Annotated in this window: 24 protein-coding genes and 1 pseudogene; 13 read left to right on the top strand and 12 right to left on the bottom strand. The window is 42.5% G+C overall.

What is annotated here, in order from left to right; all coding sequences use genetic code 11:
• Positions 1-124: 124 nt before the first annotated feature.
• Positions 125-1,864, bottom strand: coding sequence for an ABC transporter permease subunit (locus HWQ40_RS11310; RefSeq protein WP_292777736.1), 1,740 nt, complete (start codon positions 1,862-1,864; stop codon positions 125-127).
• Positions 1,865-1,902: 38 nt separating this feature from the next.
• Positions 1,903-3,228 carry a nitrate/sulfonate/bicarbonate ABC transporter ATP-binding protein gene (locus HWQ40_RS11305; RefSeq protein ID WP_292777733.1) on the bottom strand — a complete coding sequence of 442 codons (1,326 nt, stop codon included), beginning with the start codon at positions 3,226-3,228 and terminating at the stop codon, positions 1,903-1,905.
• 492 nt (positions 3,229-3,720) lie between these two features.
• Between HWQ40_RS11305 and HWQ40_RS11300 the strand changes: the two genes are divergently transcribed.
• Together HWQ40_RS11300 and HWQ40_RS11295 are read left to right on the top strand one after the other, a co-directional pair.
• A complete protein-coding gene (locus HWQ40_RS11300) occupies positions 3,721-4,035 on the top strand; it encodes a hypothetical protein (protein ID WP_292777730.1) in 315 nt (104 codons plus the stop codon).
• The gene (locus HWQ40_RS11295; protein WP_292777728.1) at positions 4,025-4,393 is read left to right on the top strand and encodes a pentapeptide repeat-containing protein; all 369 of its coding nucleotides are present in this window, start codon (positions 4,025-4,027) and stop codon (positions 4,391-4,393) included. The genes HWQ40_RS11300 and HWQ40_RS11295 overlap by 11 nt, the downstream gene beginning before the upstream one ends.
• 153 nt (positions 4,394-4,546) lie before the next feature.
• Here the strand turns inward: HWQ40_RS11295 and HWQ40_RS11290 are convergent, their stop codons facing one another.
• Complete coding sequence (locus HWQ40_RS11290) at positions 4,547-5,530, bottom strand: LysR substrate-binding domain-containing protein (RefSeq protein ID WP_292777726.1); 984 nt, start codon at positions 5,528-5,530, stop codon at positions 4,547-4,549.
• 225 nt (positions 5,531-5,755) lie between these two features.
• Here HWQ40_RS11290 and HWQ40_RS11285 point away from each other — a divergent pair, with 225 nt between their 5' ends.
• The 3 genes from HWQ40_RS11285 (at position 5,756) to HWQ40_RS11275 (ending at position 7,959) form a co-directional block, all read left to right on the top strand.
• On the top strand, positions 5,756-6,466 hold the full coding sequence (locus HWQ40_RS11285; RefSeq protein ID WP_292777722.1) for a cadmium resistance transporter: 711 nt from the start codon (positions 5,756-5,758) through the stop codon (positions 6,464-6,466).
• Positions 6,467-6,546: 80 nt separating this feature from the next.
• Positions 6,547-7,209 (top strand): hypothetical protein, encoded by a 663-nt coding sequence (locus tag HWQ40_RS11280; protein ID WP_292777720.1) that lies wholly within the window; start codon positions 6,547-6,549, stop codon positions 7,207-7,209.
• A 321-nt stretch (positions 7,210-7,530) separates the two neighbouring features.
• Positions 7,531-7,959, top strand: coding sequence for a DUF202 domain-containing protein (locus tag HWQ40_RS11275; RefSeq protein WP_292777717.1), 429 nt, complete (start codon positions 7,531-7,533; stop codon positions 7,957-7,959).
• 8 nt (positions 7,960-7,967) lie between these two features.
• Here the strand turns inward: HWQ40_RS11275 and HWQ40_RS11270 are convergent, their stop codons facing one another.
• The 6 genes from HWQ40_RS11270 to HWQ40_RS11245 all read right to left on the bottom strand — a co-directional run bounded on the left by HWQ40_RS11270 (position 7,968) and on the right by HWQ40_RS11245 (position 14,042).
• Positions 7,968-8,690 (bottom strand): class I SAM-dependent methyltransferase, encoded by a 723-nt coding sequence (locus HWQ40_RS11270; RefSeq protein WP_292777715.1) that lies wholly within the window; start codon positions 8,688-8,690, stop codon positions 7,968-7,970.
• 155 nt (positions 8,691-8,845) lie between these two features.
• Entirely contained in the window at positions 8,846-9,550 is a 705-nt protein-coding gene (locus tag HWQ40_RS11265; protein WP_292777714.1) for a mobilization protein, read from the bottom strand.
• 262 nt (positions 9,551-9,812) lie between these two features.
• Entirely contained in the window at positions 9,813-10,529 is a 717-nt protein-coding gene (locus HWQ40_RS11260) for a pirin family protein (RefSeq protein WP_292777712.1), read from the bottom strand.
• 897 nt (positions 10,530-11,426) lie between these two features.
• Positions 11,427-11,999, bottom strand: a complete 573-nt coding sequence (dps, locus tag HWQ40_RS11255; RefSeq protein ID WP_292777709.1) for a DNA starvation/stationary phase protection protein Dps — start codon at positions 11,997-11,999, stop codon at positions 11,427-11,429.
• 114 nt (positions 12,000-12,113) lie between these two features.
• Positions 12,114-13,163, bottom strand: coding sequence for an aldo/keto reductase (locus tag HWQ40_RS11250; protein WP_292777707.1), 1,050 nt, complete (start codon positions 13,161-13,163; stop codon positions 12,114-12,116).
• Between the two features lie 354 nt (positions 13,164-13,517).
• Positions 13,518-14,042, bottom strand: coding sequence for a hypothetical protein (locus tag HWQ40_RS11245; RefSeq protein ID WP_292777705.1), 525 nt, complete (start codon positions 14,040-14,042; stop codon positions 13,518-13,520).
• Between the two features lie 389 nt (positions 14,043-14,431).
• On the opposite strand from HWQ40_RS11245, the gene HWQ40_RS11240 reads away from it, so the two are divergent.
• Positions 14,432-15,037, top strand: a complete 606-nt coding sequence (locus HWQ40_RS11240) for a Uma2 family endonuclease (RefSeq protein WP_292777703.1) — start codon at positions 14,432-14,434, stop codon at positions 15,035-15,037.
• A gap of 104 nt (positions 15,038-15,141) precedes the next feature.
• Positions 15,142-15,873, top strand: a complete 732-nt coding sequence (locus HWQ40_RS11235) for an SDR family oxidoreductase (protein WP_292777701.1) — start codon at positions 15,142-15,144, stop codon at positions 15,871-15,873.
• Positions 15,874-16,040: 167 nt separating this feature from the next.
• Here HWQ40_RS11235 and HWQ40_RS11230 read toward each other — a convergent pair whose 3' ends face one another.
• On the bottom strand, positions 16,041-16,166 hold the full coding sequence (locus HWQ40_RS11230) for a hypothetical protein (protein ID WP_292777699.1): 126 nt from the start codon (positions 16,164-16,166) through the stop codon (positions 16,041-16,043).
• Between the two features lie 36 nt (positions 16,167-16,202).
• Between HWQ40_RS11230 and HWQ40_RS11225 the strand changes: the two genes are divergently transcribed.
• On the top strand, positions 16,203-16,610 hold the full coding sequence (locus HWQ40_RS11225) for a thiol-disulfide oxidoreductase DCC family protein (protein ID WP_292777697.1): 408 nt from the start codon (positions 16,203-16,205) through the stop codon (positions 16,608-16,610).
• Between the two features lie 396 nt (positions 16,611-17,006).
• Complete coding sequence (treZ, locus tag HWQ40_RS11220; protein ID WP_292777695.1) at positions 17,007-18,854, top strand: malto-oligosyltrehalose trehalohydrolase; 1,848 nt, start codon at positions 17,007-17,009, stop codon at positions 18,852-18,854.
• Positions 18,855-19,013: 159 nt separating this feature from the next.
• Here the strand turns inward: treZ and HWQ40_RS11215 are convergent, their stop codons facing one another.
• A complete protein-coding gene (locus HWQ40_RS11215; protein ID WP_292777693.1) occupies positions 19,014-19,238 on the bottom strand; it encodes a hypothetical protein in 225 nt (74 codons plus the stop codon).
• 218 nt (positions 19,239-19,456) lie between these two features.
• On the opposite strand from HWQ40_RS11215, the gene treY reads away from it, so the two are divergent.
• From treY to HWQ40_RS11195, 4 genes and pseudogenes are all read left to right on the top strand, one after another.
• On the top strand, positions 19,457-22,255 hold the full coding sequence (gene treY / locus HWQ40_RS11210; RefSeq protein ID WP_292777690.1) for a malto-oligosyltrehalose synthase: 2,799 nt from the start codon (positions 19,457-19,459) through the stop codon (positions 22,253-22,255).
• A 102-nt stretch (positions 22,256-22,357) separates the two neighbouring features.
• A complete protein-coding gene (locus HWQ40_RS11205) occupies positions 22,358-23,875 on the top strand; it encodes a trehalase family glycosidase (protein ID WP_292777688.1) in 1,518 nt (505 codons plus the stop codon).
• 59 nt (positions 23,876-23,934) lie between these two features.
• On the top strand, positions 23,935-24,186 hold the full coding sequence (locus HWQ40_RS11200; RefSeq protein ID WP_292777687.1) for a BrnA antitoxin family protein: 252 nt from the start codon (positions 23,935-23,937) through the stop codon (positions 24,184-24,186).
• A gap of 45 nt (positions 24,187-24,231) precedes the next feature.
• Positions 24,232-24,717 (top strand): annotated as a pseudogene (locus tag HWQ40_RS11195) (Uma2 family endonuclease); the annotation flags it as partial.
• A gap of 232 nt (positions 24,718-24,949) precedes the next feature.
• On the opposite strand, the gene HWQ40_RS11190 reads toward HWQ40_RS11195, so the two are convergent.
• Positions 24,950-25,102: a hypothetical protein gene (locus tag HWQ40_RS11190; protein ID WP_292777685.1), complete on the bottom strand. Its 153-nt coding sequence runs from the start codon at positions 25,100-25,102 to the stop codon at positions 24,950-24,952.
• Positions 25,103-25,367 lie beyond the last annotated feature (265 nt).

Genomic DNA, 25,367 nt, shown 5'->3' with positions numbered 1-25,367 from the left:
TGTATTGGAATAGAAGAGGTTGTTTGAAAAGTGTTTGGCTATAATTTTAGGCACTTATTGATCCCCCTTAACTCCAGGGCTGGATCCGCTTACTACAAATCTTTAATTATTCACGCTTACCTACTTAAACTAATAATTGATATTTCTCTTGAGCTAGATTGTAAAGAGGTCGCCAAATCAAACGATTGGTCAACACTACTAATAGCGACATGATCACTGTCGAAGCTAATAACAGGGAGAAATTGCCTGTCGCGGTGGCATGAGAAATTGTTGCCCCCAATCCAGAAGTACTAATTACTCGCCCTTGAAATGTGACGTACTCACTGACGATACTGGCATTCCAAGCACCGCCAACGGCGGTAATAATTCCTGTAATTAGGTAGGGAAAGATTGCAGGTAAAATTAAGGTTCGCCAGCGTTGCAAAGGGGATAGTTTATACACTGAAGCAGCTTCGATCAGGTCTGAGGGAATCGACTGTGCCCCAGCAATGACATTAAACAGGATATACCACATTGTCCCTAACATCATCAGAACGATCGCACCAATCTGCAAACCGCCAGCGACGCGGGTTAAACCCAACAGCAGCACCGGAAATAAGGCTGTTGCAGGCACAGAAGCGGCGATTTGTACTAATGGTTGTAACACTTGAGCCAGTCGGCGATTGCGACCGATTGCTACTCCCACGGGTACAGTCCACAACAGTGATAATATCAAAGCAATTATCACCCGCAACGCCGTTAACATAGCGCCCTTTATTACCTGTTGCCAATCAGCCCAGCCTAAAGTCTGTAATAGTAACACGGCTTCCCAAGTACCCCACAGGACAATTAAGGTGAAGCCGCTAACAAATACCCAATTTAAAAAACTCGGCAAATTGAGATTGCCTTTGGCATTTACAGGTACAGAACGCACGGGAAACGACCGAATTAAACTGTCGTCTAGGGCTGTTTGTAATGGCTGAAAAACGCGATCGCCAATTGCGCGTAAAGTAGGCGATCGCCTGACAATATCCAATACCCACGATTGCGGTGCATTTTCAGTTTCAATCATCTCCAGCTTAAATCTTTCTGCCCAAGCAATCAGGGGTTGCCACACAAAAAAATCAGTTGCCACAATGATCCCAATCAGCACCGCCAAGCCCCAAAATATAGCTTTAAAGTCTCCTTTGTTGGCTGCTGTGCCTAAAAAAGAGCCTAATCCTGGTAAACGAAAATCTTTATTCCCCAAAGTAAATGACTCGATAGCAATTAAAAAAAACCAACCTCCAGCCACTGACATCACACTATTCCATACCAAACCAATTACACCAGATGGTAACTCCAATGTCCAAAAGCGTTGCCAGGGATTAAGCCGATAAACCCGCGCTGCTTCTAGTAATTCTTGCGGAATACTTTGGAGAGATTGGTAAAAACTAAAAGTCATATTCCAGGTCATACCAGTGAAAATCAGCAAAATAGCTGCTAGTTCTACACCAATTCTCTGACCCGGAAACAGGGCAATTAAAGCCAGTACCACACCTGGTAAAAAAGACAATACTGGAATCGATTGCAGAACATCCAACATCGGAATTAAAATCCGCTCTGCAATTCGGGAGCGATAAGCAGTATAAGCATACAATAAAGTGAAAATTAGGGATAAAAAGTAAGCCAACCCCATGCGGATCAGGGTTTGGGCTGTATATCCTGGCAAAGCATTGATGTTTGTAGAAATTGTGAGTTCAGGTTCAAAAGCACCACTAAATTGGGAAGCAGTTCTAATAATTGCCACAATGAAAGATAAAATTACCAGAATCAGCAATCCATCTTGCCAAGTCCAATTGCTACGTCCCAGAGTTTTATTAGCAGGAGTGAGGGGTCGGGTCATAAGAATAGGGAGTGGGGAGAGTTAACAATGACAACTGACTAATCAGCATTAACAACTTGCTCTAAAAATATTTGTCCTGATGGCTGATCGTAGCCGTATATCTCGGCGTAACGACCCCAATCAACGACAGTTTTTAATTGTCGTTCGGCTTCTTGTGGGCTAAAGTGACTTTCTAGAATATCTAAAACCAGTTCTTCTGGAATGCGTTGATTATTTTTCGCTTCCAGAAGACGGTAAATTTGCTGTACCAAGCGAATATTAGTTAAGAGTTGTGATCGCATGATTTGTTTGCGATCATCAATACCACCATTGATAAATTGTTGCCCGACTGGCTTCAGGTTAATATCACCTTCTGCAAGTTCTACAAAATCCATTAATTTTGCAGCTTCCACAATTGGTAAAATCTCATCTACTTCTAGTTGCAATTCTTGAGCAAGCCGATATAGGTCTTTTTCCTGACGATCTTCTAAAAGTTCCAAAAGACCGGCAATGGAACCAATTCGCACGGCTGGCAAAGACTGATATTTTGCTGGTGGTGTTGCAGGTTGTACAGAGGTAGTGGCTGGAGGCTGAATTGTTTCTAGTTCTGGGTTCGTGATGATTGTATAAACTTTATCTACCAGGGCTTGAAAACTTGGGTGTTTGCGATCGCGGTAATGGGGTAGAGTCACAGGTAAATCAGCCCGAATTCTTCCCGGATTACGTCCGAGAACAATAATCCGATCCGCCATAATTACCGCTTCCTCAATCCCGTGGGTAACAATCAGAATGGCTTGGGTAGGTATGCGACGTTCTAACCACAAATCTAATAACTCAAACCGCAAGTTTTCTGCTGTTAGCACATCCAAGGCCGAAAACGGCTCATCCATACATAACAGTTCTGGTTCTACGGCCAAAGCCCTAGCAAATCCAACTCGCTGACGCATTCCCCCAGAAAGCTCTTTGGGATAGGCATTTTCAAACCCATCCAAACCAATAATATCAATCATCCGTAGCGCCTTTTGCCGTCGAGAATCTGGCACTTCTCCTTTTGCTTTTAAACCTAGTTCCACATTCTCCAGTACAGTTAACCAAGGATAAAGGGCAAAACTTTGAAAAACAATTGCTACCCCAGGATTTAAACCAACTAGAGGACGGTTATGATATATAACTTCACCTTGACTGGGGGCGATTAACCCAGCAACTATTCGCATTAAAGTAGATTTCCCTGAACCTGAAGGCCCTAGCAACGCGACTATCTCCCCTGGACGCAACTCAAGATTAATATTTTCCAGGATTACAATCTGCTGGCCGTTGGGCTGCTGATAAGATTTGCTGACACTTTTTAGAGCTATCAGGTGTTCGGTTGCTGTTTTAAAGACCATGACTCTTTCTGTAAGAAAATAATTAAATAGAATCTCATGTTGAGGTTATTTTACAGTTAAAGCGAACTAAAATGGTTTCTTCAGCAATTGGAACAGTACTGTAACCTAGCTAATCGTTTGCGCTGTCAGAAATTAGCTGTAATAGTTAATAAGATAAATCCACTAGTTGCTGCAAAAAAATGACCGCCTGCCCGAATATTAATAGGAAGAAATTGCTCTCTATTAGCTCTGTGCATCTGAGGAAATTTGGAGTATTGCAGATATTAAATAAACAACCTCTACTATGGGGGTTAAAATAGAAGCTGTCCACAGTCAAATTCGTTGGCGTTTGTTTAGAGGATGTTTTAAAAGTAGGGGGTATTGTAAGAAAGGTCACAAAGCTTAGAGATGTTTGGAAAGTAAAAAAGCTCTAGTCTCTACGCCCATACTCCCCTTAACCTTAACCTGGAGAGTATCTTAGAGATAGAAGTTTGATTCTTGTTGGGGGCGATCGTGAATACAGAGGAATTCCTGCGATTGATCGAAAAGCAGCGCCCATGTCCTCAGACACTACCAAAAGGGCTGCAAGCAATGTGGTATGACAACAAAGGTGATTGGAGCAAGGCTCATGAAATAGTTGCAAATGCCAGTGATGCTGACAGTGCCTGGGTTCATGCTTATCTGCACCGCAAAGAAGGCGATTTGAAAAATGCCCATTTCTGGTATCAACGCAGTGGTCAGCCAGCATTTTCAGGAGAACTAAGCCAGGAATGGGAACACATAACTTCTGTATTGCTAAACAAGGTCAACGTGACGCATGAATGCTGAAGAATTAAAAAGGCGTTTTGCCGCAGGAGAAAGATATTTTCCAGCCGTCAACTTGAGTCGGGACAAGCTAATTGGAGCCGATTTGCCTGGAATTAATTTATGGGGATCTGACTTGAGTGGAGCTAACTTAGCTAAAGCTAAACTCTGGGGAGCAGATTTGAGTAGAACTAATTTAGCCAAAGCGAATTTGACCAGAGCTAATTTGAGCGGTGCCAATCTGAATGAAGCAAATCTCCGAGGAGCAAAACTCAACTATGCCAAGTTGTATGGAGCTAATCTGACTGGCGCTTGCTACGATGAAAGTACACGGTTTTCTAGAGGTTTTGACCCCATCAGTAGAAATATGCGGAAGATGTGAAGGGGATTGGGGACTAAGGGAGATGAGGGGATGAGGGAGCAGGGGGCAGGGAGTAGGGGAGCAGTTGCAGTAAGTTTTTCCTCTCTGCCTCTTTTCAATGCCCAATGCCCAATGCCCAATGCCCAATGCCCAATGCCCAATGCCCAGTCTCCTTTAAATAACTGATAAATGATGTGAACCATCCAACATAGACGATATCAACATTTGTTCAAAGACTTTGGAAAGAGCAGTTTGAAAACGCTGACGATGCTTGATTTTGAAAAAAGGTCGAACTATTTCTGCGTAGGCGTAGCCCGCCGTAGGCATCGCACTGTTGCCTTCTCGGTTATCAATAACTCGAATTGCCCGCAGAGTTCCTAGCTGGATTTCTTTTTTTACCATCAACTCAGAAATTCCAGTTGCGCCTACGCCATTTTCAATCGCGGCTTTTGCCATCTCACCACTGGTGAACACTAAAATTACATTCAGTTCGCTGAGGTTGATCCCCCAATTTTGCAACGCTTCCTCAAACCTTTGCTGTGTACCAGATTCCCGCACCCGCATCACCCAAGGAGTTTGAGTTAGTTGGCTTAAATCAATTTCTCCCCACTCAAACCAAGGGTGTTTTTGACCGACCACAATTTGCAAGCGATCGCTCGCCACTATTTCGTACTCTAGAGTATTCTGAAGCGCTGGCTTCACATCACCTTCCACCAAACCTAAATCAAACTGTCCCATCGCTGTACCGACACAAATCGTTTCTGCATTGGCAAGGGTACAGTCAATCTGGATACCAGGATATTGGCTCTTAAACTCACTAATCTTACTTGGTAGCCAGTAGTTACCAATTGTCAGACTCGACCCTAATTTCAATTCACCCCGTTGCAGATTGTTCAATTCTCGCAATCCCCTTTCTGTCAAGGAAACTTGATCGAGAATTTTCTGCGCTTCTACTTGCAGTAATTTACCCGCCTCAGCAATCTCGATATGGCGACCAATCCGATGAAACAGTTTCACTCCGTATTCTTGCTCTAGGTTGTGGATTGCTGCACTGACAGCCGGTTGTGTAATATAAAGCTCCTCTGCAGCGCGAGTAAAGTGTAAGTTCTGCGCCACAGCTAGAAATATTTTTAGCTGCTCAAGCGTCATTCCTGCCATTTATCGTATCCCTAAGACTTGGTGTCAAAATTTTAATCACTTTCATTTATCATTTTGACAAATAAAAGCATTTGATTCTATCGGTTAGTTTGACTAAAGTATAAATCAAAGCTTCGGCACGGACTCAAACGGCCAAGTAGAGAGCGGAAGAAGCATGGGAAGCAGAGGGAGAACAACCAATGCCCCATGCCCAATTCCCAAGCATGAACATAAGGACATCCACAAATGAACGATTTAGTAACTGCCATTACCACAGGGATTACCGCATTCACTGCCACCAACATCGATGATATTGTCATTCTGACGTTGCTTTTTTCACAAATAAGTAAAACGTTTCGCAGCCGTCACATCCTTGCTGGTCAGTATCTCGGTTTTGCGGCATTGATCGTTGCTAGCCTTCCCGGTTTCTTCGGTGGACTAATCATACCGCAGGACTGGATTAGACTACTTGGTTTAATGCCAATAATCATTGGTGTGAGCGGTTTACTAAAACGCGAAGAGGATTCACCAGAGGAAGCCGAAGAAGAAACTGAGCCATCTTGTCCCTCTATAGTTAGTAGTTTTCTCTCTCCGCAAACTTGCAATGTAGCCGCGATCGCCTTTGCTAATGGCAGTGATAATATCAGCGTCTATGTACCCCTGTTTGCCAACTCAGAATTAGATAGTCTGCTGGTAATACTAAGTGTATTTTTTACCCTAGTTGGTGTATGGTGTTATACCGCTTATAAATTAACCTACTTGCCTGCGATCGCCAACTTTTTAACTGAAAATGGCAATACTTTTGTACCTTGTATCTTGATTGGTTTGGGCGTGTTTATTGTCACAGAAAATGTTACTTGGACTCTTTTATCTGTAGTTTCTAGTTATATATTCTCATTAATTTTAGGTTTCAATACTCAGCCGTCGAGTGAAGAACAAGAAAAATTAAGTGTCTAATAAAGAGGTGCATCATCAATTTTCTGAACAAAACGAATTATAAACTGGAAAATATCTTACCCATCAACAGGAATCAAAACATGAAAATCTGGAAATCTCTGCTAATTGTTTTAATGATTGTCGTTAATCTAGCCTTTGCTCAACCTTCTTTTGCTGACAGACCAAAATTTAGCAAAAACCCTGATTACATCGAAGTCACCAAAGCTCTTAAGCAACTCTCTCAGACAAAAGACGCCCAAACTCAAGTTGAAGGTCTGACACCAGAAGAAATTAAAAAAAGAACCGAGGAATTAACACTGCAAAAATATGCTTTAGAGACGGGAATCAATTGGGGTCAGTGCAACAACCAAACTGGTAATACCATAGGGGTATATGGCAAGACACCAAATGATGAAGACAATGAAGATGCCGTATATGAGAATGGTCTGTATTTTCTAGCTGATGGTCAGTCCACTGAAAATAACTGGGATTGTGATGGCATCTATCTACCGAATGATGCCCAGGTAGCAAATTTCACTTCTAGTCCTAATGGGCAAGGTGAAGAATTGACAGGAGCCGCTGCTCTGAAGATCCTTGATGGCACTCAGCTGGTAATCAAGAGGAATCCAGATACTGCTGAGATTGAATTGAATGTCCCGACTGTAAAAGTTCTTAACAGCAAAGAGGCTAACTGGTTTATCCCAAATATATCGCAGGATCTCATAAATACACGAGTTCCTAATGCGCCTAGCAATCAGTCTTGAAATAGAACTGTATAGTTTATTTTTGAATGATTGTTCTGAATTTATATAGAGTAACAGCCAAAATCAGAGAAAAACAGGACAAACACTGGTGAAACATCTCTCTGATCTTGGCTATTTTTTTTTGAATTTATCTGTCCTCAATTTTAGGCTTGTTTTATTTCGATATCTGCATTAAAATAAATTTTGGAAAAAATGTACAATCACAACAGGCATATTTCAGTAGCGCAACTATTGTGCTGGGTGCAAGTCATCTGGAAAGAGATTTTCTACTACCTTCGCATTTTTTTGATAAGAGCCGCTTTGGGGATAAGGGTGTTATTGATGCAGTTAAAATTGAAACCCACAGAAGAAGATAAAGATAAAAAAAAGCCAGGACGACTAAATCCGTCCAGAATCCGAGATCACTTGGCAAATGAGCGTACCTACCTCGCTTGGATGCGGACAGGGATCGCTCTTTTAGGTTTTGGTGTCGTCATCGTGCGTTTGCGTGCCTTCCAAGTACCTTTGATACCCCGTCCTGGTAACGGCTGGAAGTTAGGTTTAGTCTTCTCGCTGGTGGGTTTAATCACGGTGTGGCTCTCAACAGTACACTATTTTGCTGTTCGTCGTGATATCGAAGAAGATACTTACGAACCAACAGACCGTTGGGTGTTGCTGTTCAGTCTCGCTGTGATGATTCTCGGAACTGGGGTAATCTATTTTGTTTTTACAACTTCTTTAGATCCATCAAGTCCACTTATCCCTGAGTAATAAGATTTTTAAAATCGCACCTTATACAACTCGAATAATTCCCCTGATTTATGCGTTACGACTTTAGCACCAGCGGCCTTAATCGTTTTTTCCCACTTAGCCAAAGGCTCTAAAAACACCTCAGCCCCTAAATAGGTTTCCAGAACTGCCCAATCTTCCGCTAAAGGCTGTTCTGGATTGAGAACGTCAAATACAAAATGTCCACCTGGTTTTAACACCCGCTTGACTTCTGCTAGTACAGCATCCCAATATTCGAGGGGAAAATAGCAGCTAAATCCTGTGGCGATCACCAGGTCAAACTGCTCTGATGAATAGTTTAACTGATGGGCTGCTCCCAACTCAACACCTTTGAACAGCTTAGAATTCAACTGTGGCCCACGAGAATTCAGGGTATCGCGTGCCATATTACTAATTTCTTGCCCATGAAAAAATGCTTGCCAATCCCGCCAAGGATAGATTAAAAAGCTGATCCCACAGCCAATATCTATACAGTGTTGGTTTTTTTGAGGTTTAGCAATTTCCCAAAAAGGGGAAGCAATTCTCCCTGAGAAACTTCCAGCAATCCACTCGCAAAATATCGGCATTGCCTGTACTTCTGCTGGGAGTTCAAAGGTTTCACCTTGATATTCTCGGTTAAAGCGATAAGCTATTTGGGCTAATCTTTCGTCCCAGTTAGTTGATTTGGGTGAACTAAAAAGATTTTGAAACTGAGAATCGGACTTTTTAGACATTTAGGTTTTAGCTACTCTTTCTAAGCATTGTAGTCAAATTCGCAAAGCGATCGCCTACGGTGGGCGGGTACACCATCACACCCCCATCCAATCTCCTGTTAAGGTTTCTCCAAAGTCATTGGTACTAATGACCAATGACCAATGACTAATGACTGCTACTCAACTTTTTCATACCAGATACCTACTTTCTCAAAAGCACCATAAGCAAGCTTCAGAAAATTCACTATTCTCTGTTTCCCAATTATCCCAAATTCTTTATACTCTCTAGCTTCTGCAAAAGTCAGGCGATTTTGGTCAATTATGTTTCTTTCTCTGTATGCTAACTTCGGAAAATCTATAACTTTTATCTGATATTTATTTACTATGTTCTGATAGTTGGAGTCTGACTCTAGATGCTCCCAATCATCACACAGCCCTAAATTCCTCACCAGAATATGAGGGATTTTCTCACCGTAAGTATTCACTGACTGAGTAAACAGGTTGATGCTGTCATATCCTCCTGTCGATACAAACCATTTGCAAAACAGAACTCCCTGCGAACTTCCTAGTTCAAGTAATTGATTAGATTCAATCCACCCTTGTACTGCTCTATGCGATTGTGCAGCTAAATTAACAATTACTGGCTTCTCTATCGCCCACTCAAATATTCTATCTGCCTTATTTGCCTGTCGTTCATTCTCACTAAACACAGCATACTTACATATCTCCTTATATACCCCTGCTACATCTGGATTCGATCTATCTGTCTCCACTGGTACAAATGGGATTCTCTTATCCAGACAATACTGAATCATTGTCCTGGCAAAGAGAGACTTTCCTACCCCGCCTTTTTCACCATCCACAAAATGAATCGTCGGCATTACAGCCACCTCTAATACTTATTAAAGTCTGATACATCTTTCCCAAACTAAGAACTTTTTGTCCATTGCCCCCAAGTATTTTGGTGGTTTTATGAGAAAGTATAACCGTGATTTGGATATAGTTTTCCAACAGTCTCATTTTACACAGGCAAAGTCCGTCTGCGCGGACTAAGACAAAACAAGGGGCTTAAGCCCCTTGTTATAACCTGCTTCCGCAGGTTTTGTTTAGACGCGGTTTTTAACCGCCCTTTTAGCTGCAATATTAGCCTAAATCGAAAAGCAAGATTTCGCCGCCGATGTTGGTGCTAATTTCTAGCTGTTCTTCGCCGTTGATTTGTACACCATCACCGGCTCTGAGTTCTTCACCATTTAAGTTGACTATGCCTCGCGCTACTTGTAACCAGGCATAGCGAGCGGGTTTGACTTGATAATTAACAACATCACCTGACTCTAAAACAGATGTGTATAAATCAACATCTTGGTAAATTGTCACAGCACCATCGCGCCCATCTTTAGCAGCTATTAAGCGTAATTTGCCGCGTTTTTCTTCTAGAGGAAAAGCTTTTTGTTCATATCTTGGTGCTAACCCTTCTCGATCGGGAAAAATCCAGATTTGTAGTAAGTGTAGTGGTTCAGTTGGTGAGGGATTAAATTCACTGTGGCTGATTCCAGTTCCAGCACTCATAATTTGGGCATCACCAGGGCGAATCACCGAGCCAGTACCCAAGCTGTCTTTATGCTCTACAGCACCTTCTAAGACGTATGTGAGGATTTCCATGTCACGATGGCTGTGGGTAGGGAATCCAGCACCAGGGGCGATGCGATCGTCGTTAATTACCCGTAGAGAGCGAAATCCCATGCGGTTGGGATCGTAAAAACTACCGAAGGAAAATGTGTGATAACTATCGAGCCAGCCCATTTTAGCGTGACCACGGGCATTGCGATCGTGAATTAAGTGGGTAATTGTATTTTGAGACATAAATTTACCTCGTTGTTAATTGTTTTTAGAAGAATTTAGAATTCAAAATTTAGAATTCTGATTGATTAGAACTAATTTGTAACTATTTAAATAGTAAAGTATATACATATAAAATGAAAAGTACGCACTTAAAAGTGGCGTACTTACTAAAAAGATACTGTGAAATTTGACAGATATTTTTAATTGAATAAAATACACTCTTAAAAAACTAAATTACTGCAATTTCAATTTTTGCACAACAAGATTAGCTGCTAGCCTGTGTTAGACACATATCAAAAATCCGATCGAGGTAACGTGAATTCGACGGCTCATATAATGTCTGTCTAATTAGCCGAATCAATAGACTTCTTGTATGAATCAAAAGCCCTCACCCTAAATCCCTCTCCCAACCTTGGCCTATGGTGTACACACAAGTTGGAAATAGTAGTCTGTCAAGGAATAATTGACGAGTATATTCTCTGTAGAGACGGCGATTTATCGCGTCTTGTTAACGTGCCAGTCTTTTAGACGCGATAAATCGCGTCTCTACATGAGGGCTTTCTGGCTGATCCCAAGCGTGGGGTAAAACTGGATCTGACTTGTGTATACACCATAGCCCAACCTTGGGAGAAGGATTTTTAATTTAGCTCCCCTTCTCCTAATATTGGGAGACGGGTTGGGGGTTGTAGCAAGATCCCGCAGGGTGGGCGAATTTTGCATTTGTGCAAGAGGTTTAATAACCTCTGCCTATTTTTACCATACAAAAGTGTCCCTCACTGACTTGGAGAGGGACACTTTTGAACTTTAGTTCCAGGTAGAGAGTTTTGTCGAACTCATATCAAGATAACGTTGAAATAGGGTGCTTTAAGCTTTAGTTTAATGCACCCTATTAGTAAATCAAGTGTCTCTCAAAAGTGCTTAATTTACACCAGCAGGTATCCTTTGAGTTTGAGTAGTACTCGCTTTGCCATTCTCTGCCTTAATTTCTGCTACTTGCAGATGAGCTTCTAAGAACCAGAGTCGTTTGTCAATGGTGCGGGAAATTTCCGTGTAAAGGTCAGCAGTATCGAGGTCGCCTAATTCATCAGTTTTATCGATCGCTTCCCGGAGATGTTTAGCATAGGATGCAAAGCGATCTGCCAAGGCTGTCACATGGTCTTTGCCATCCAAAATATCTAAGGGGTATTCTGGCAGGATGGAATTACTAGCTGCGGCGCGGGCTGTTCCGAAAGCGTATCCACCTAAAGCTGTGACGCGTTCAGCTATCAAATCGATGTACTCTTCCAATTCCCCAGCAAGTTCATCAAATAATAGATGTAACTGGTAGAAGTCAGTTCCTTTTACATTCCAGTGCGCTTGCTTTGCTTGGGTTTTTAGATCCGAAGTAGCTGCCAAGCTTTGGTTGAGAAGTACCACGATTTGCACTCGCGCTTCAGCGGGAATGTCAATACGAGTGGGGTACAAACGTGATGTAATAGTGTTGTCGCTCATAGTTCTACGTTAATGCCTTTTGCATTTAACTTTACAGATTTTGGTTGGCTGTGCGAAACTCTCTGACGACAGATTATATTAATGGCTGAATGTGTTACTGGTTATGACTCTTGGTCAGATACGATGGTTTTCTATGGTATTGAATGTACCACCGAAAAGGCGATCGCGAATATCATTATTTTGCAAAAAGTCATGAGGAAAACCCAGTTCAATTTGACTGACTTCATCTAACCGTTGCAGATGTTCTGGCGAGAGGCTGACATCAATGGAAGCTAAGTTATCTTGAAACTGGGTTAACTTACGTGCGCCAACGATCGGAATAATCACACCACTTTGAGCACGTAACCAAGCTAATGCTACCTGTGAAGGTGTGTGTCCAATTTCTGTCGCAACTTCACTGACAACTTGCGCGATTGCTAAATTCTTTTCAGAAACTTCTCCCCCTAAACTCGCTACTCGCCCTTGTTCACCGCCTTCTTGACTGGGTTTGTTATACTTTCCTGTGAGCACTCCACCACCCAAGGGCGACCACGGCGTTACTGCCAAATCCAAAGCTTTTGCCATCGGGATCAAGTCCCGCTCTGGTGTCCGCTGAATCAAACTATACTCAATTTGCAGAGCAACAAACTGCGTCCATCCTTGATAATGGGCGATGGTATTTGCTTGGGAAACAATCCAAGCGGGTGTGTCAGAAATGCCAATGTAAAGTACTTTACCTTGACGCACTACATCATCAAGCGATCGCAAGACTTCTTCAATCGGTGTTGTGAAATCCCAAGCGTGCAACCAGAATAAATCAATGTAATCGGTATTCAGGCGTTTGAGACTACCTTCCAAAGATTGAATTAAATTCTTGCGATGGTTTCCACTGGCATTAGGGTCGCCCTTCTTGTCATTCATCCGCAAGGGAAAGGAATATTTTGTCGCAACTACAAAGCGTTCCCGTTCTTTAGCAATCAACTCACCAACAATTTTTTCACTGCTACCATCGGTATAACCGTTGGCGGTGTCAATGAAATTTCCCCCTGCTTCTACATAGCTATCAAAGATTTTACGACTTTCGTCAACAGATGCACCCCAACCCCAATCTTCACCAAAGGTCATGGTTCCCAAGGAGAGTTCAGAGACTCTTAACCCGCTTTTGCCCAAGAGTTTGTATCTCATGAATATTTTCTCTTTAATGAAAAAACTAAGCAAATATCATTCCAAAAGCATGATAACTGGAAACCGGGGGCGATGTTTTGCTATTTAAATGCAACGGTCGCTTTGCAATACTACTCGGTTAAGGCTAAAAAATAAAAATTTGTAGGTTGAGCTTTAGCGTTACCCAACCTACAAAAATAAATTATTAAATATACTGTTGTTTTAATAATATGATAAAATTGAAATTGAATATTTTTCTATAACTAGGTTTTTAAATTTACGAAACTCGGCTTCTAGGTTTTTTGATGTCTGCTAATGGTGCCATAGTCCATCTAGCTACGGCACCCGACCCTAAAATCTAAAATCCAAAATCTTCTAGGCGATTACTTCGATAATTTGAGGGCCGTTAACGCCGTTTATTCTAGCAATTTCGACGGAGCCAAATTGCGAACCGCTACCATCTTTGTCAAAGAATAGAATCGAGCTACTGGTGTCAAATCTAAAGCGTTGGTTAGGATTGGTGAAAGCACTACCAAGAGTTAATTGAGAACGTTGTAATTGCCCTACTACGAGTCCACCTCCGAATCCAGATGCAGAAACTTGGATTTTATCACCTTGAGATGCCTTTAAGTCATTGATAATATCGCCACCCTCTAAAGCACTGTTGTAACGGAAGATATCAGCTCCTGCTCCACCAGCTAAGATATCTCTACCCAATCCGCCAATTAGAATATCATTACCATCTCTACCATCAAGGTTGTCATCACCCGAACCACCGTTCAGAGTATTGACTCCAGCATTCCCTGTTAAGCGGTCATCTCCATTCAGTCCATTGATTACATCGTTGCCAATAGTAGCGTTAAGAACATCGTTTAGAGGGGTTCCAGTGATATTAGCCATACTTGTTTATTAGGTAATTGGTGTTTTAAGATACAAAGTCTGAAAATTAAGGATATACTTACATGTCGCAAGCATCCAGTATTTTCTTGTGCCAATGTGTGTACGAAAAAAGACTATATATTAAATAGGAATCAATCCACAAGATTTTTTTGTTAAAAAATAAGAATGCTAATTATTTTTTGTGGCGAGAATAATTTATATATAAACATTCTATAGTCCTTGTTTGGAAACTATGATTGTAGGACTTTCATGCTGTACAAAGGCATCGTGATGTGCATTAAAAAATGGATTGTTTTAGGATTTTCTTAATTATCCTGCGATCGCAGACCATGCTGTAGGGGCATAGCAATGCTGTATAATAAGCCTACGTCAAGTCAAAATAAGACATAATGACTTACACCTCGCCCAAACTACTTACCTTCGAGGAATTTATAGCTGAATATGGTGATAATACACGCTACGAATTAATCGACGGACAACTAAGAGACATGGAACCTACAGGGCTACACGAAGCTGTTGCAGGTAATATCGCTGGTAGAAACTATGTCGAAATTTTTAATTCTAATTTAAAATGGCTAATTCCAAAAACTTGTCTGATTAAACCATCGGCGGCTGAAGCCACAGCACTTCGTCCTGATGTAATTGTTTTAGATAAAGCAGAACTTAGTAAAGAACCACTCTGGCAAAAAGAACCGATTATTTGTAACGGCAATACAATTAAACTTGTTGCTGAAGTTGTAAGTACTAATTGGCAAGACGATTATGCAAGAAAAGTGGAAGAATACGCTTTTCTTAACATCCCAGAATATTGGATTGTAGACTTTCGTGGCTTGGGTGGTTTGCAGTTTATCGGCAATCCCAAACAACCCACCTTTACCGTTTGTCAGTTAGTTAACGGTGTGTACCAGCTACAACAATATCGCTTAAGAGATACTATTTCTTCTGATGTCTTGCCAAATTTACAACTTAAACTCGACGATATTATGCATATTTGAATCAGTATTCATGTCACTAGTACAGCACGGCGGAAATAAACCAGCCATTATTGTAGAAGAATAAATAAAATCTTGATTCGAGCCACTACCAAGAACAATAACCCATGAATTTTAACACCCCACGTACAATCTTGATCACAGGTGCAAGCAAAGGCATTGGGCGCGCCACGGCTGATTATCTGGCAAATCAAGGACATAAAATTATTGGGGTGGCACGACGTCCACCGAAAGCTCCTTTTCCTGGCCAATTCGTCAGCATTGATCTAGCGAATCTTGAGCAAACAAAGTCTGTGCTAGCAGAGTTGACTGCTAGCTACTCCATCACAGGTTTGGTCAACAATGTCGGCTTGAGTCAGGCACAGCCTCTGGAAGAAATCAATTTGCAGGATTTGAGCAATGTTTTGGATCTTAATTTACGTCCGGCAGTGCAGCTCACACAAGCGCTGCTGCCAAGCATGAAACAATCGGGATGGGGACGCATTGTGAACATTTCCAGCCTCGCAGCTTTGGGTTTTCCTAATCGCACCAGTTATTCGGCGGCTAAAGCAGGAGTCATCAGCTTGACCCGCACCTGGGCGCTAGAACTAGCAAAAACTGGAATTACCGTGAATGCGATCGCTCCGGGAACGATTGAAACTGAAATGTTTCATGAAAAAGTTTCCCCTGGCATTAAGGAAGAACACCTTTATTCAAGCATGATTCCAATGGGTCGGTTCGGTCAGCTTGACGAAATTGCTGCTGCGATCGCCTTCTTCTGCTCTGATGGAGCAGCGTTCATCACAGGACAAACCTTATTTGTAGACGGTGGAGCCAGTATCGGTCGCAGTCTGATCTAAACAACAAATGGTTATGCAAAATACTATCCTTATCTCAGAACACCCACAATAAAAAGTTAATTTTATTACTTATTGCGCCTCAATAAGGTACTTGGAAAATGCGAGGTGCAAGATGTGAGGTGGGGGACTCCGACGCTCAAAGATTCGACTTACCTACGCTATCGCCGCTACCAATTCACAAATGAAATTTTGTTTTGGCTGAGGTGAATCGCATTACTTAGTACTGCTTCGGTGAGGCAAAAGCGATCGCTACAGTTTTCTAAGCTAGAATACCAAAGTTGTGTTTTAGACACATCCGACAATTCAATTGCCAAAGAGCCATTATTTTTATGAATTACTACGTAATCTACGACGGGAATTGTAATCTCTGCGTTAGCTTGGTGCAATTGCTAGAAACTTTAGACCAAGGAAAGCTGTTTCGCTACAGTCCCATGCAAGATGAGCAGACACTTTTACAGTGGGGAATTTCAGCCCAAGATTGCGAACAGGGGGTGATTTTAATTGATGGCAATGTACCTGAGAGACGTTGGCAAGGTAGTAATGCAGCAGAAGAAATTGGGCGGTTATTGCCAGCAGGAAGTATATTTGTAGACGCTTATCGAGCCTTACCGGGGATGAAATGGGCAGGCGATCGCTTTTACGAACAAATCCGCGATAACCGCTACGCACTCTTTGGTAAGCGTTCTCATACATATCAATCATCGTACTGTGTGGATGGTAGCTGCAAGTCAACTTAAGTTAAATAGGTAGTTAGAAACCTTAGCTACATGAGGCTTTACCTACCTCCGTGGGTTTCAAAATTCCTGCCTCTTGCCTCTCAATACTGTTGGTTAAGGCAAGAGACGCGATGAATCGCCGTCTCTACAATAATCAGTTTTGCGATCTAGAATTTTCATCAAAAAACCTTAACCGAACTGTACTCCCCTGTCTTTTTATTTGTCATTAGACAGAGTTTATTTTAGTCAAAAATCCGCCTCCAGATGCTAGCAAAAAGTCTGCTATACCAACCATTATGCTATCTGGCGTGTTTGTAAACATTGTGCAATCAATGACATTTGCGATCGCCTACTGCGGGCGGGTACGCCATCGCGCCACAATTCGGCACAACAAAGAATCTGACGGGAGGATACTGCGTGAAAATTGGTGCTCAATACTTGGGGAACGGAGAGTGTGAATTTACAGTTTGGTCTCCGCTATTAGATAGCGTCACGGTACAAATTTTGACGCCAGAACAGCAGTTAATTCCCCTCAAGCCTCAGTCTGAGGGATACTGGCACACGAAAATCAACGATGTGTATCCGGGTACGCTTTATCGATATGTCTTGAATGGCCAAGACACCTTTGCCGATCCGGCATCGCAGTATCAACCGGAAGGGGTACATGGGCCGTCGCAAATTGTCGATCATCACTTTGAGTGGACTGATGAAGGATGGGCGGGTATTCCTGTGGAGTCGATGATTTTCTATGAAGTTCACGTCGGGACATACACGCCGGAAGGAACTTTCACCGCGATCATTCCCCGTTTACCAGAACTGAGGGAACTGGGAATTAACGCCATTGAAATCATGCCCATCTCTCAGGTTCCGGGAGACACTCATATTCAAGCAACTCTTGCATATCGCAACTGGGGCTATGATGGCGTTTATCCTTATGCTGTCCAAAATTCCTACGGGAGTCCAGCCGAACTCAAGCAATTGGTAAATGCTTGCCATCAGCACAATATCGCTGTTGTGCTGGATGTGGTGTATAACCACTTTGGGCCGGAAGGCAACTATATGAGTCAGTTCGCACCCTACTTTACTAAAACCTACAAAACGCCGTGGGGCGAAGCAATGAATTTCGATGACGCCCATAGTCAGGGTGTGCGAAATTATTTTATCCAAAATGCACTTTACTGGTTGGGCGAATTCCATATAGATGCATTGCGGCTGGATGCGATTCAAGCAATTTATGACTTGGGAGCGAAGCATTTTTTGTGGGAATTAGCGGAAGCAGTTCATCATTTCTCACAACAAGGGCAAAAATGGAAACGCCATCTAATTGCCGAAAGCGATATGAATAATCCGCAAATAATTCGTCCGGCAGAATTGGGTGGATATGGTCTTGATGCTCAGTGGAGTGATGATTTTCACCACGCATTGCACACACTGTTGACAGGCGATCGCCAAGGATATTATGAAGATTTTGGGAAATGTACTGATTTAGCAAAAGCTTATAGCGATACTTTTATCTACGATTGGAAGTATGCTCCACACCGTAAACGATTTCATGGTGTATCTTGCCGCGATCGCCCTTTGTCACAGTTTACAGTCTGCATTCAGAATCACGATCAAATCGGCAATCAAATGAAAGGAGAACGCCTCAGTCAGCGAATCTCTTTTGAAGGATTAAAGTTAGCTGCTGGCGCTGTGTTGCTGTCACCCAACTTACCCCTGTTATTCATGGGAGAAGAATACGGCGAAACAGCACCCTTCATTTACTTTGTCAGTCACTCCGATCCAGATTTAATTCAATTAGTTCGAGCCGGACGCAAACAAGAATTTGAAGCATTTCACTATGCAGATGATCCCCCAGACCCGGAATCAGCAGAAACTTTCCTAAAGTCTAAACTTAATTGGGAATTACGCAAAGAAGGAAAACACAAAGTTCTGTGGGATTGGTATCGTCAGTTAATTAATTTACGGAAGACACATCCAGCCCTTCTCAACCAAGACCGCAATTTCATTGAAGCGACTAGCGATGAAGAGAAAGAAGTGGTCATTGTGCGGCGTTGGTGCGAATCGAGTGAAATAATATTTGTGATGAATTTCAATTCGTCTTCGGTGACAGTAACTTTGCCAAGTCAACACGATGTCCATAAAATATTAGACTCAGCTGATACCTCATGGTCTGGGCCTGGTTCTAAAGCTGCTGAACATCTATCTGCGGGACAAGAACTGACAGTAAAAGCTTCCAGTCTAGTCCTGTATGAAGCGGGATGAGGGAGTTATACCAATTCAAAATTCAAAATTCAAAATTCAAAATTAAGAAAGCCAGATATTACAAGGATTTAGGCGTGTATATCTGTCGCATTCCTTTCTCAAATTGGTGTTAACAGTTCAAAATTCAAAAATAAAGAAGATAAGGGGGAGAGTTAGAATTTAAAGTTTCAAGCTCAGAGGTTCAGCGTTCAAGCTCAGAGGTTCAACGTTCAAGCTCAGAGGTTCAGCTTTCAAGCTCAGAGGTTCAGCGTTCAAGCTCAGAGGTTCAACGTTCAAGCTCAGAGGTTCAGCTTTCAAGCTCAGAGGTTCAGCGTTCAAGCTCAGAGGTTCAACGTTCAAGCTCAGAGGTTCAACGTCCAAGCTTAGAGGTTCAGCGTCCCTCATCTCCCAATACGGTTCGGATAAGATCCCCCCGCCTGCGGCGACCCCCTTAAAAAGGGGGTAAAGAGGAGAAAAAGCCCCCCTTTTTAAGGGGGGTTGGGGGGATCTTCGAGAGACAAATATGTTAACCGAACCGTATTGGCTCATCTCCCTCATCCTCCTCACTCCCCAGTACAGACGCGATTAATCGCGTCTCTTCCCACTCCCCACTCAAAAAAAATATGCGAATTCCCACCGCCACTTATCGAATTCAGTTTACACCTCAGTTTGGCTTTGACAACGCTAAAGCGATCGCAGCTTATTTAGCAGATTTGGGTATCTCTGATTTATATGCCTCCCCCATTTTCAAGGCGCGATCCGGGAGTACACACGGCTACGATATAGTAGATGCCACTCAACTCAATCCAGAACTGGGAACTAATGAGTCCTTTGATGCATTAGTTGATGAAATCCAATCGCTTGGTATGGGCTGGTTACAAGATATTGTGCCTAACCACATGGCCTATAGTAGCGAAAACGATTACTTGATGGACATATTGGAACACGGCCCAGATTCCAGCTATACCGACTACTTCGACCTTTCTTGGAATGCACCCTTCGGCGATCGCCAAGAGCGAATTCTCGCGCCACTACTGGGAGATTTCTATGGTACATCCCTAGAAAACGGACACATTCAACTGCAATACGAACAGAACGGTTTAACTGTCAACTATTACAGCTTGAAATTGCCACTCCGCTTAGAATCTTACACAAAATTTATCACCTATAATTTAGGGAAACTCACCCGTACACTGGGACGCAATCACCCCGATTTTATTAAGCTTTTGGGGATTCTCTACATTCTCAAAAATGTGCCTTCAGAAGTGGCGGGTAAACAGCGACAAGACCAGATTGCATTTATTAAAGGATTAGTTTGGGAACTCTACACCACAAACGATGCCATCCGTGAGTTCATTGACGAAAATATCGAAACTTTCAACGGAGAACCCGGTAATTCTGAAAGCTTTAACCTCCTAGATGAATTACTAAAAGACCAGTTTTACCGTCTTGCTTTCTGGAAGGTTGGCGCGGAGGAAATGAACTACCGCCGTTTCTTTACTGTCAACGAACTGATTTCCGTTAAAGTTGAAGAAGTGCGGGTTTTTAATAATACTCATAGCCTAATTCAAAAGCTGGTTGAGGAGGGCAAGTTTACAGGTTTACGCATCGATCATATTGATGGACTTTATAACCCAATCCAGTATCTCGAAAGGCTGCGGGAAAAAATGGGTGATGTTTATATCACTGTTGAAAAGATTCTAGAACTTACCGAAGAACTACCAGAAAATTGGGGAATTGAAGGAACATCTGGATATGACTTTCTCAACTATGTAAATGGCGTATTTTGTCAATACGAAAATCAATCACAGTTCGATAAAATATACCATAACTTTATCGGTTCCAGAGTAGATTATGCATCAGTAGTCAAGGATAAAAAACACCTGATCCTAGAAAAGAATTTAGCAGGTGATATTGACAGTTTGGCTCTTTTATTAAAAAATATCTCCAGCAAATATCGCTATGGCAATGATTTTACGCTGAATGGATTAAAAAGAGCGATCGCTGAAGTTTTGACACTGTTTCCGATTTACCGTACCTACATTACACCCGATGGAATTGGAGATAGCGATCGCGCTACCATTGAGAAAGTAATTTACCAAGCCAAAGAACAAACGCCCCTGTTGCAGCACGAACTAACCTTTATTGAAAAGTTAATGCTGCTAGAGTTTGATAATTCTCTGACTCAAACAGAACGCGAACAGTGGATATATTTTGTCTTGCGAATGCAGCAATACAGTGGCCCGCTAATGGCGAAAGGTGTAGAAGACACGACATTATATGTATACAATCGCTTGCTGTCGTTGAATGAAGTTGGGGGTAATCCCGGTCATTTTGGGATTCCAGTAACCAAATTTCATGCCTTTAACCAACAGCACCAAGCAACCTGGCCTCACACGATGAACACCACCGCCACCCACGATACCAAACGCGGCGAAGATGTGCGGGCCAGGTTGAATGTCCTCTCAGAAATCCCCGATGAGTGGGATCAGCAGGTAAATACTTGGAGCGCCATTAATCGAGGACATCGTGGCGATCGCCACGGCTTCGCTATACCTGATCGCAATGACGAGTATTTTCTTTATCAAACCCTGGTAGGGGCGTTTCCTTTTGCCGAACACGAACATGCATCCTTCGTGGAACGAGTGAAGGATTATATAATAAAGGCAATCCGAGAAGCGAAGGTGCATACAGCCTGGTTACGACCTGATAGCGAGTATGAAGAAGCTTGTACCTCCTTTATTGAGAAAGTACTCGATCCTGCTATTTCCGGGGAATTTCTACAAGCCTTTCGTCCATTTCAACAGCGAATTGCAGAGTATGGTATCTTCAATTCCCTCTCCCAAACTCTACTGAAGATTACCGCACCCGGCGTACCTGATTTATACCAGGGAACGGAACTTTGGGAACTGAGTTTAGTCGATCCAGACAATCGCCGTCCCGTGGATTTTGAACAGCGACGTACTTACTTAAGCGCCATCCGCGAACAGGTAAAAACAGACATTCTCGGATTAATTCAGGAGTTACTAAACGACAAAACAGACGGTAGAATTAAACTGTTTTTAACGGCTCAATTACTCCAAGCCAGAACAAACTATGTCTCATTATTCCAGGATGGCGACTATCTGCCATTAGAAGTTCAGGGAACCTACGCCAATCATATTATCGCCTTTGCACGGCGGGAGGGAAATCAAACAGCGATCGCGATCGCGCCCCGCTTTTTAACCAGCCTCATCCAGCCAGAAGATAATCCCTTGGGCGAGTCAGTTTGGCAAGATACGCACCTGCAACTACCCCCTGGAACTTCCCCCACCTGGAAAAACGTCCTAACTCAGCAACCCTTACAAGCAATAGAAACCCTATCTATCGCAACAGCCCTCACCCATTTCCCAGTTGCCCTCTTAATTAGCACTGCCGAGTAAAAACAAAAATCTCGTCCCACGCAGAGAGAACCCTGTAAAACCTCAGCGTTCCTCTGCGCTTCCCTTGGCGTTCCTTTGCGTTAAAAAAACAATTCTGTAATTATGACCACTCCCCCAGCACTGACCACCGCACAGATTGAAGCTGTGCGCCTCCACATCAAAAAAACGTGGAAAACCTTAACGCGATCACACGAACACTTATTACAATCTGCAAAGGATACCAAGCTAGCCCACAAAAAAGACACTCCTTGGATCGTCTACATTTCCCCCTCAGAAGATTGTCCCAATATTCAGACTGTGTTAGAGCGATCACTATCTTCAAAAGATATGCAACAGCTAGAAATTCGCACTTTGCCATCAGAAGTAGAAGCGATTAAACAGCATGGGTTACTATACCTACCAGGGCCTTATGTCGTACCAGGTGGTCGCTTCAACGAAATGTATGGCTGGGACAGCTACTTTATATTATTAGGACTTTTGCACGATGGAGAACTGGAGCTAGCACAAAGCCAAGTTGAGCAATTGCTGTACCAAGTACAACATTACGGCACCATCCTCAACGCCAACCGGACTTATATGCTGTCGCGATCGCAGCCCCCTGTCCTCAGTATGATGGTTTTGGCGTTATTCCAGCACACCCAAGATGAAGAGTGGTTGAAGGCAACCGTACCGCTATTAGAGCAATTTTATTATTACTGGGTAGTACCACCCCACCTGAATGCTGCAACCCGCTTATCCAGATTTTATGCCTTTGGGGAAGGCCCGGCGCCAGAAGTTTTGTTTTCCGAGCGAGATGAGCAGGGAAAAAGCCACTATGATCGCGTCAAGGAATATTACCAAACCTTTGAGGTTGAGGATTACGATGTCAATCTTTACTACGATCGCGAAAATGACGAACTGACCCACCTATTTTACAAGGGCGATCGCACCATGCGCGAGTCTGGTTTTGATATCACCAACCGATTTGGCCCTTTCAGTGCTGATATCCTCCACTACGCTCCTGTGTGCCTCAATAGTTTCCTGTATCAGGTGGAACAAGATTTAGCGAAAATTAACGATATTCTCGGGAACAAAGAACTAAAACAACAATGGAGCGATCGTGCAGATATCCGCCGCGATCGGATCGATCAATTTCTTTGGGATGAAGAACAAGGATTATATTTCGACTACCACTTCCAGAGTGGAAAACGCCGTCCCTACGAATTTGCTACCACGTTCTATCCTTTATGGCTCGGAATTGCTTCTCCAACTCAAGCCCAACGCGTCGTCAAAAATCTTTCTTTGTTTGAAGCCCCAGGCGGAATTTTTACCAGTACTCGTGTCACTGGGAACCAGTGGGATGCTCCCTTTGGCTGGGCACCATTAACATTAGTTGCCGTCCTGGGACTTCACCGTTATGGGTATCATACAGAAGGCGATCGCATTGCCAACAAATTTCTCGCTATGGCAGTTAAAGAATTCGAGCGTCACAATACCCTAGTTGAGAAATATGATGTTGAACGCTGTTCTGCCAATGTTTCCGACGAAATCTGCTTTGGATATAGCTCTAACGAAGTTGGTTTCGGCTGGACAAATGGAGCGATTCTGGAACTCTTAGCAATCGGTGATAAAAAAGTTTAAATAAAAAGGCGTGAGTTTTTCCTCGCGCCTTTATCTGATTTATTACACTTGACTATATTATGAATATCTCGCCCAATCGACTTAAAGAACTCGAAAATATCCCTGATACAGCGATTGATACTTCAGATATTCCTGAATTAGATCAGCAATTCTGGGAAACAGCTAAAATGCTAAAATCTGTTAGCCAAGAAGCCACATTAATTCAACTAGATCAAGATATTCTAGATTGGTTTAAAAGTAAAGGAAAAGGCTACAAATCTCTAATTAACTCCGCTCTCCGCTCTTATATTGAGCATAATTCATCGCTATAACGCTTTACCTTACTGGTTCGTACCAAATCATGAGGAATAATCACAATGGTTCAATCAGCCTCAAAACTTCTAACCGTTGATGAATTTATTAGCCATTACGGTGAGTGCGATCGCTATAAACTAATTGATGGTGAATTAGTTGAGATAGAACCAACCGGGCCACACGAGCAAGTATCTGGATTCGTTGGGCGAAAACTGAATGTAGAAATTGATCGTCAAGATTTAAGCTACTTTATTCCCCATCGCTGTCTAATCAAACTCTTAGGAACAGAAACAGCTTTTCGTCCCGATGTAATTGTGTTAGACCAAACTCAATTAATTAATGAACCATTGTGGCAACAAGAGCCTGGAATTACATCAGGAAACTAAATCAAACTGATTGCTGAAATTGTTAGCACAAACTGGCAAAACGATTACGCCCGCAAAACCGAAGACTACGCCCTGTTAGGAATTCCTGAATATTGGATTGTTGATTATTTAGGTATTGGAGGCAGAGAATATATTGGCAAACCCAAACAGCCAACGGTGACAAAGGGGAGCCAGTGCGGTCTTGGGGTTTCCCCAAGTGGAGCATCTGGCGTGTGGGGTGTTAGGGATTTTTGCAAGAGGTCTAATCTGTTGCCAAGTAGTTGATTCTAATCGCAACGCAACTATAGCAATCCTATTTGATTGGCTCTCCATCCAGAGAATCAGATACCCAACTTCTTCAAGAAGTCGGGTATCTTTTTGTTCATAAATAATTTTTTAAATGCTATATCAGCACCTACGAATTATCATCTTTACGCTTATCGTAAGGCTCACCTGTAAAAGGTTGTACCCCAGTAGCAGGATAAGCATCATCCGTAGGGCCGAAAATCCGCATTGCAGCTTCAGAAATATACTGGGTTATGTTAGCAATGATTTTGGAAATAGCCATAATATTGGACTCCTTATTTTCGAGTCACTTTAATTGTGACATTTCTACTCTAACGCCACTATTCTTAGCTAGCTCATATTCTCAATATATTGAGAATATATGCAATGTTTATTCAGATAAGTTTGCAATACTTTAACTTGTGAAAAAATCAAACTTTTCTCTTCGATTCTAATTGTAACATAGTTATTTCTTCAACCCTAGTCGGGGAAAGAGCGAAGCAAAACAAACTTTCTCTGACAGGATCTTGTTTTTTTCGTTAGCCGCT

It is taken from the genome of Nostoc sp. NMS9 (assembly GCF_017114995.1).
Taxonomy (GTDB): domain Bacteria; phylum Cyanobacteriota; class Cyanobacteriia; order Cyanobacteriales; family Nostocaceae; genus Nostoc.
Note: the sequence above shows the minus strand (reverse complement) of the source record. Positions and strands in the feature narration are given on the sequence as shown.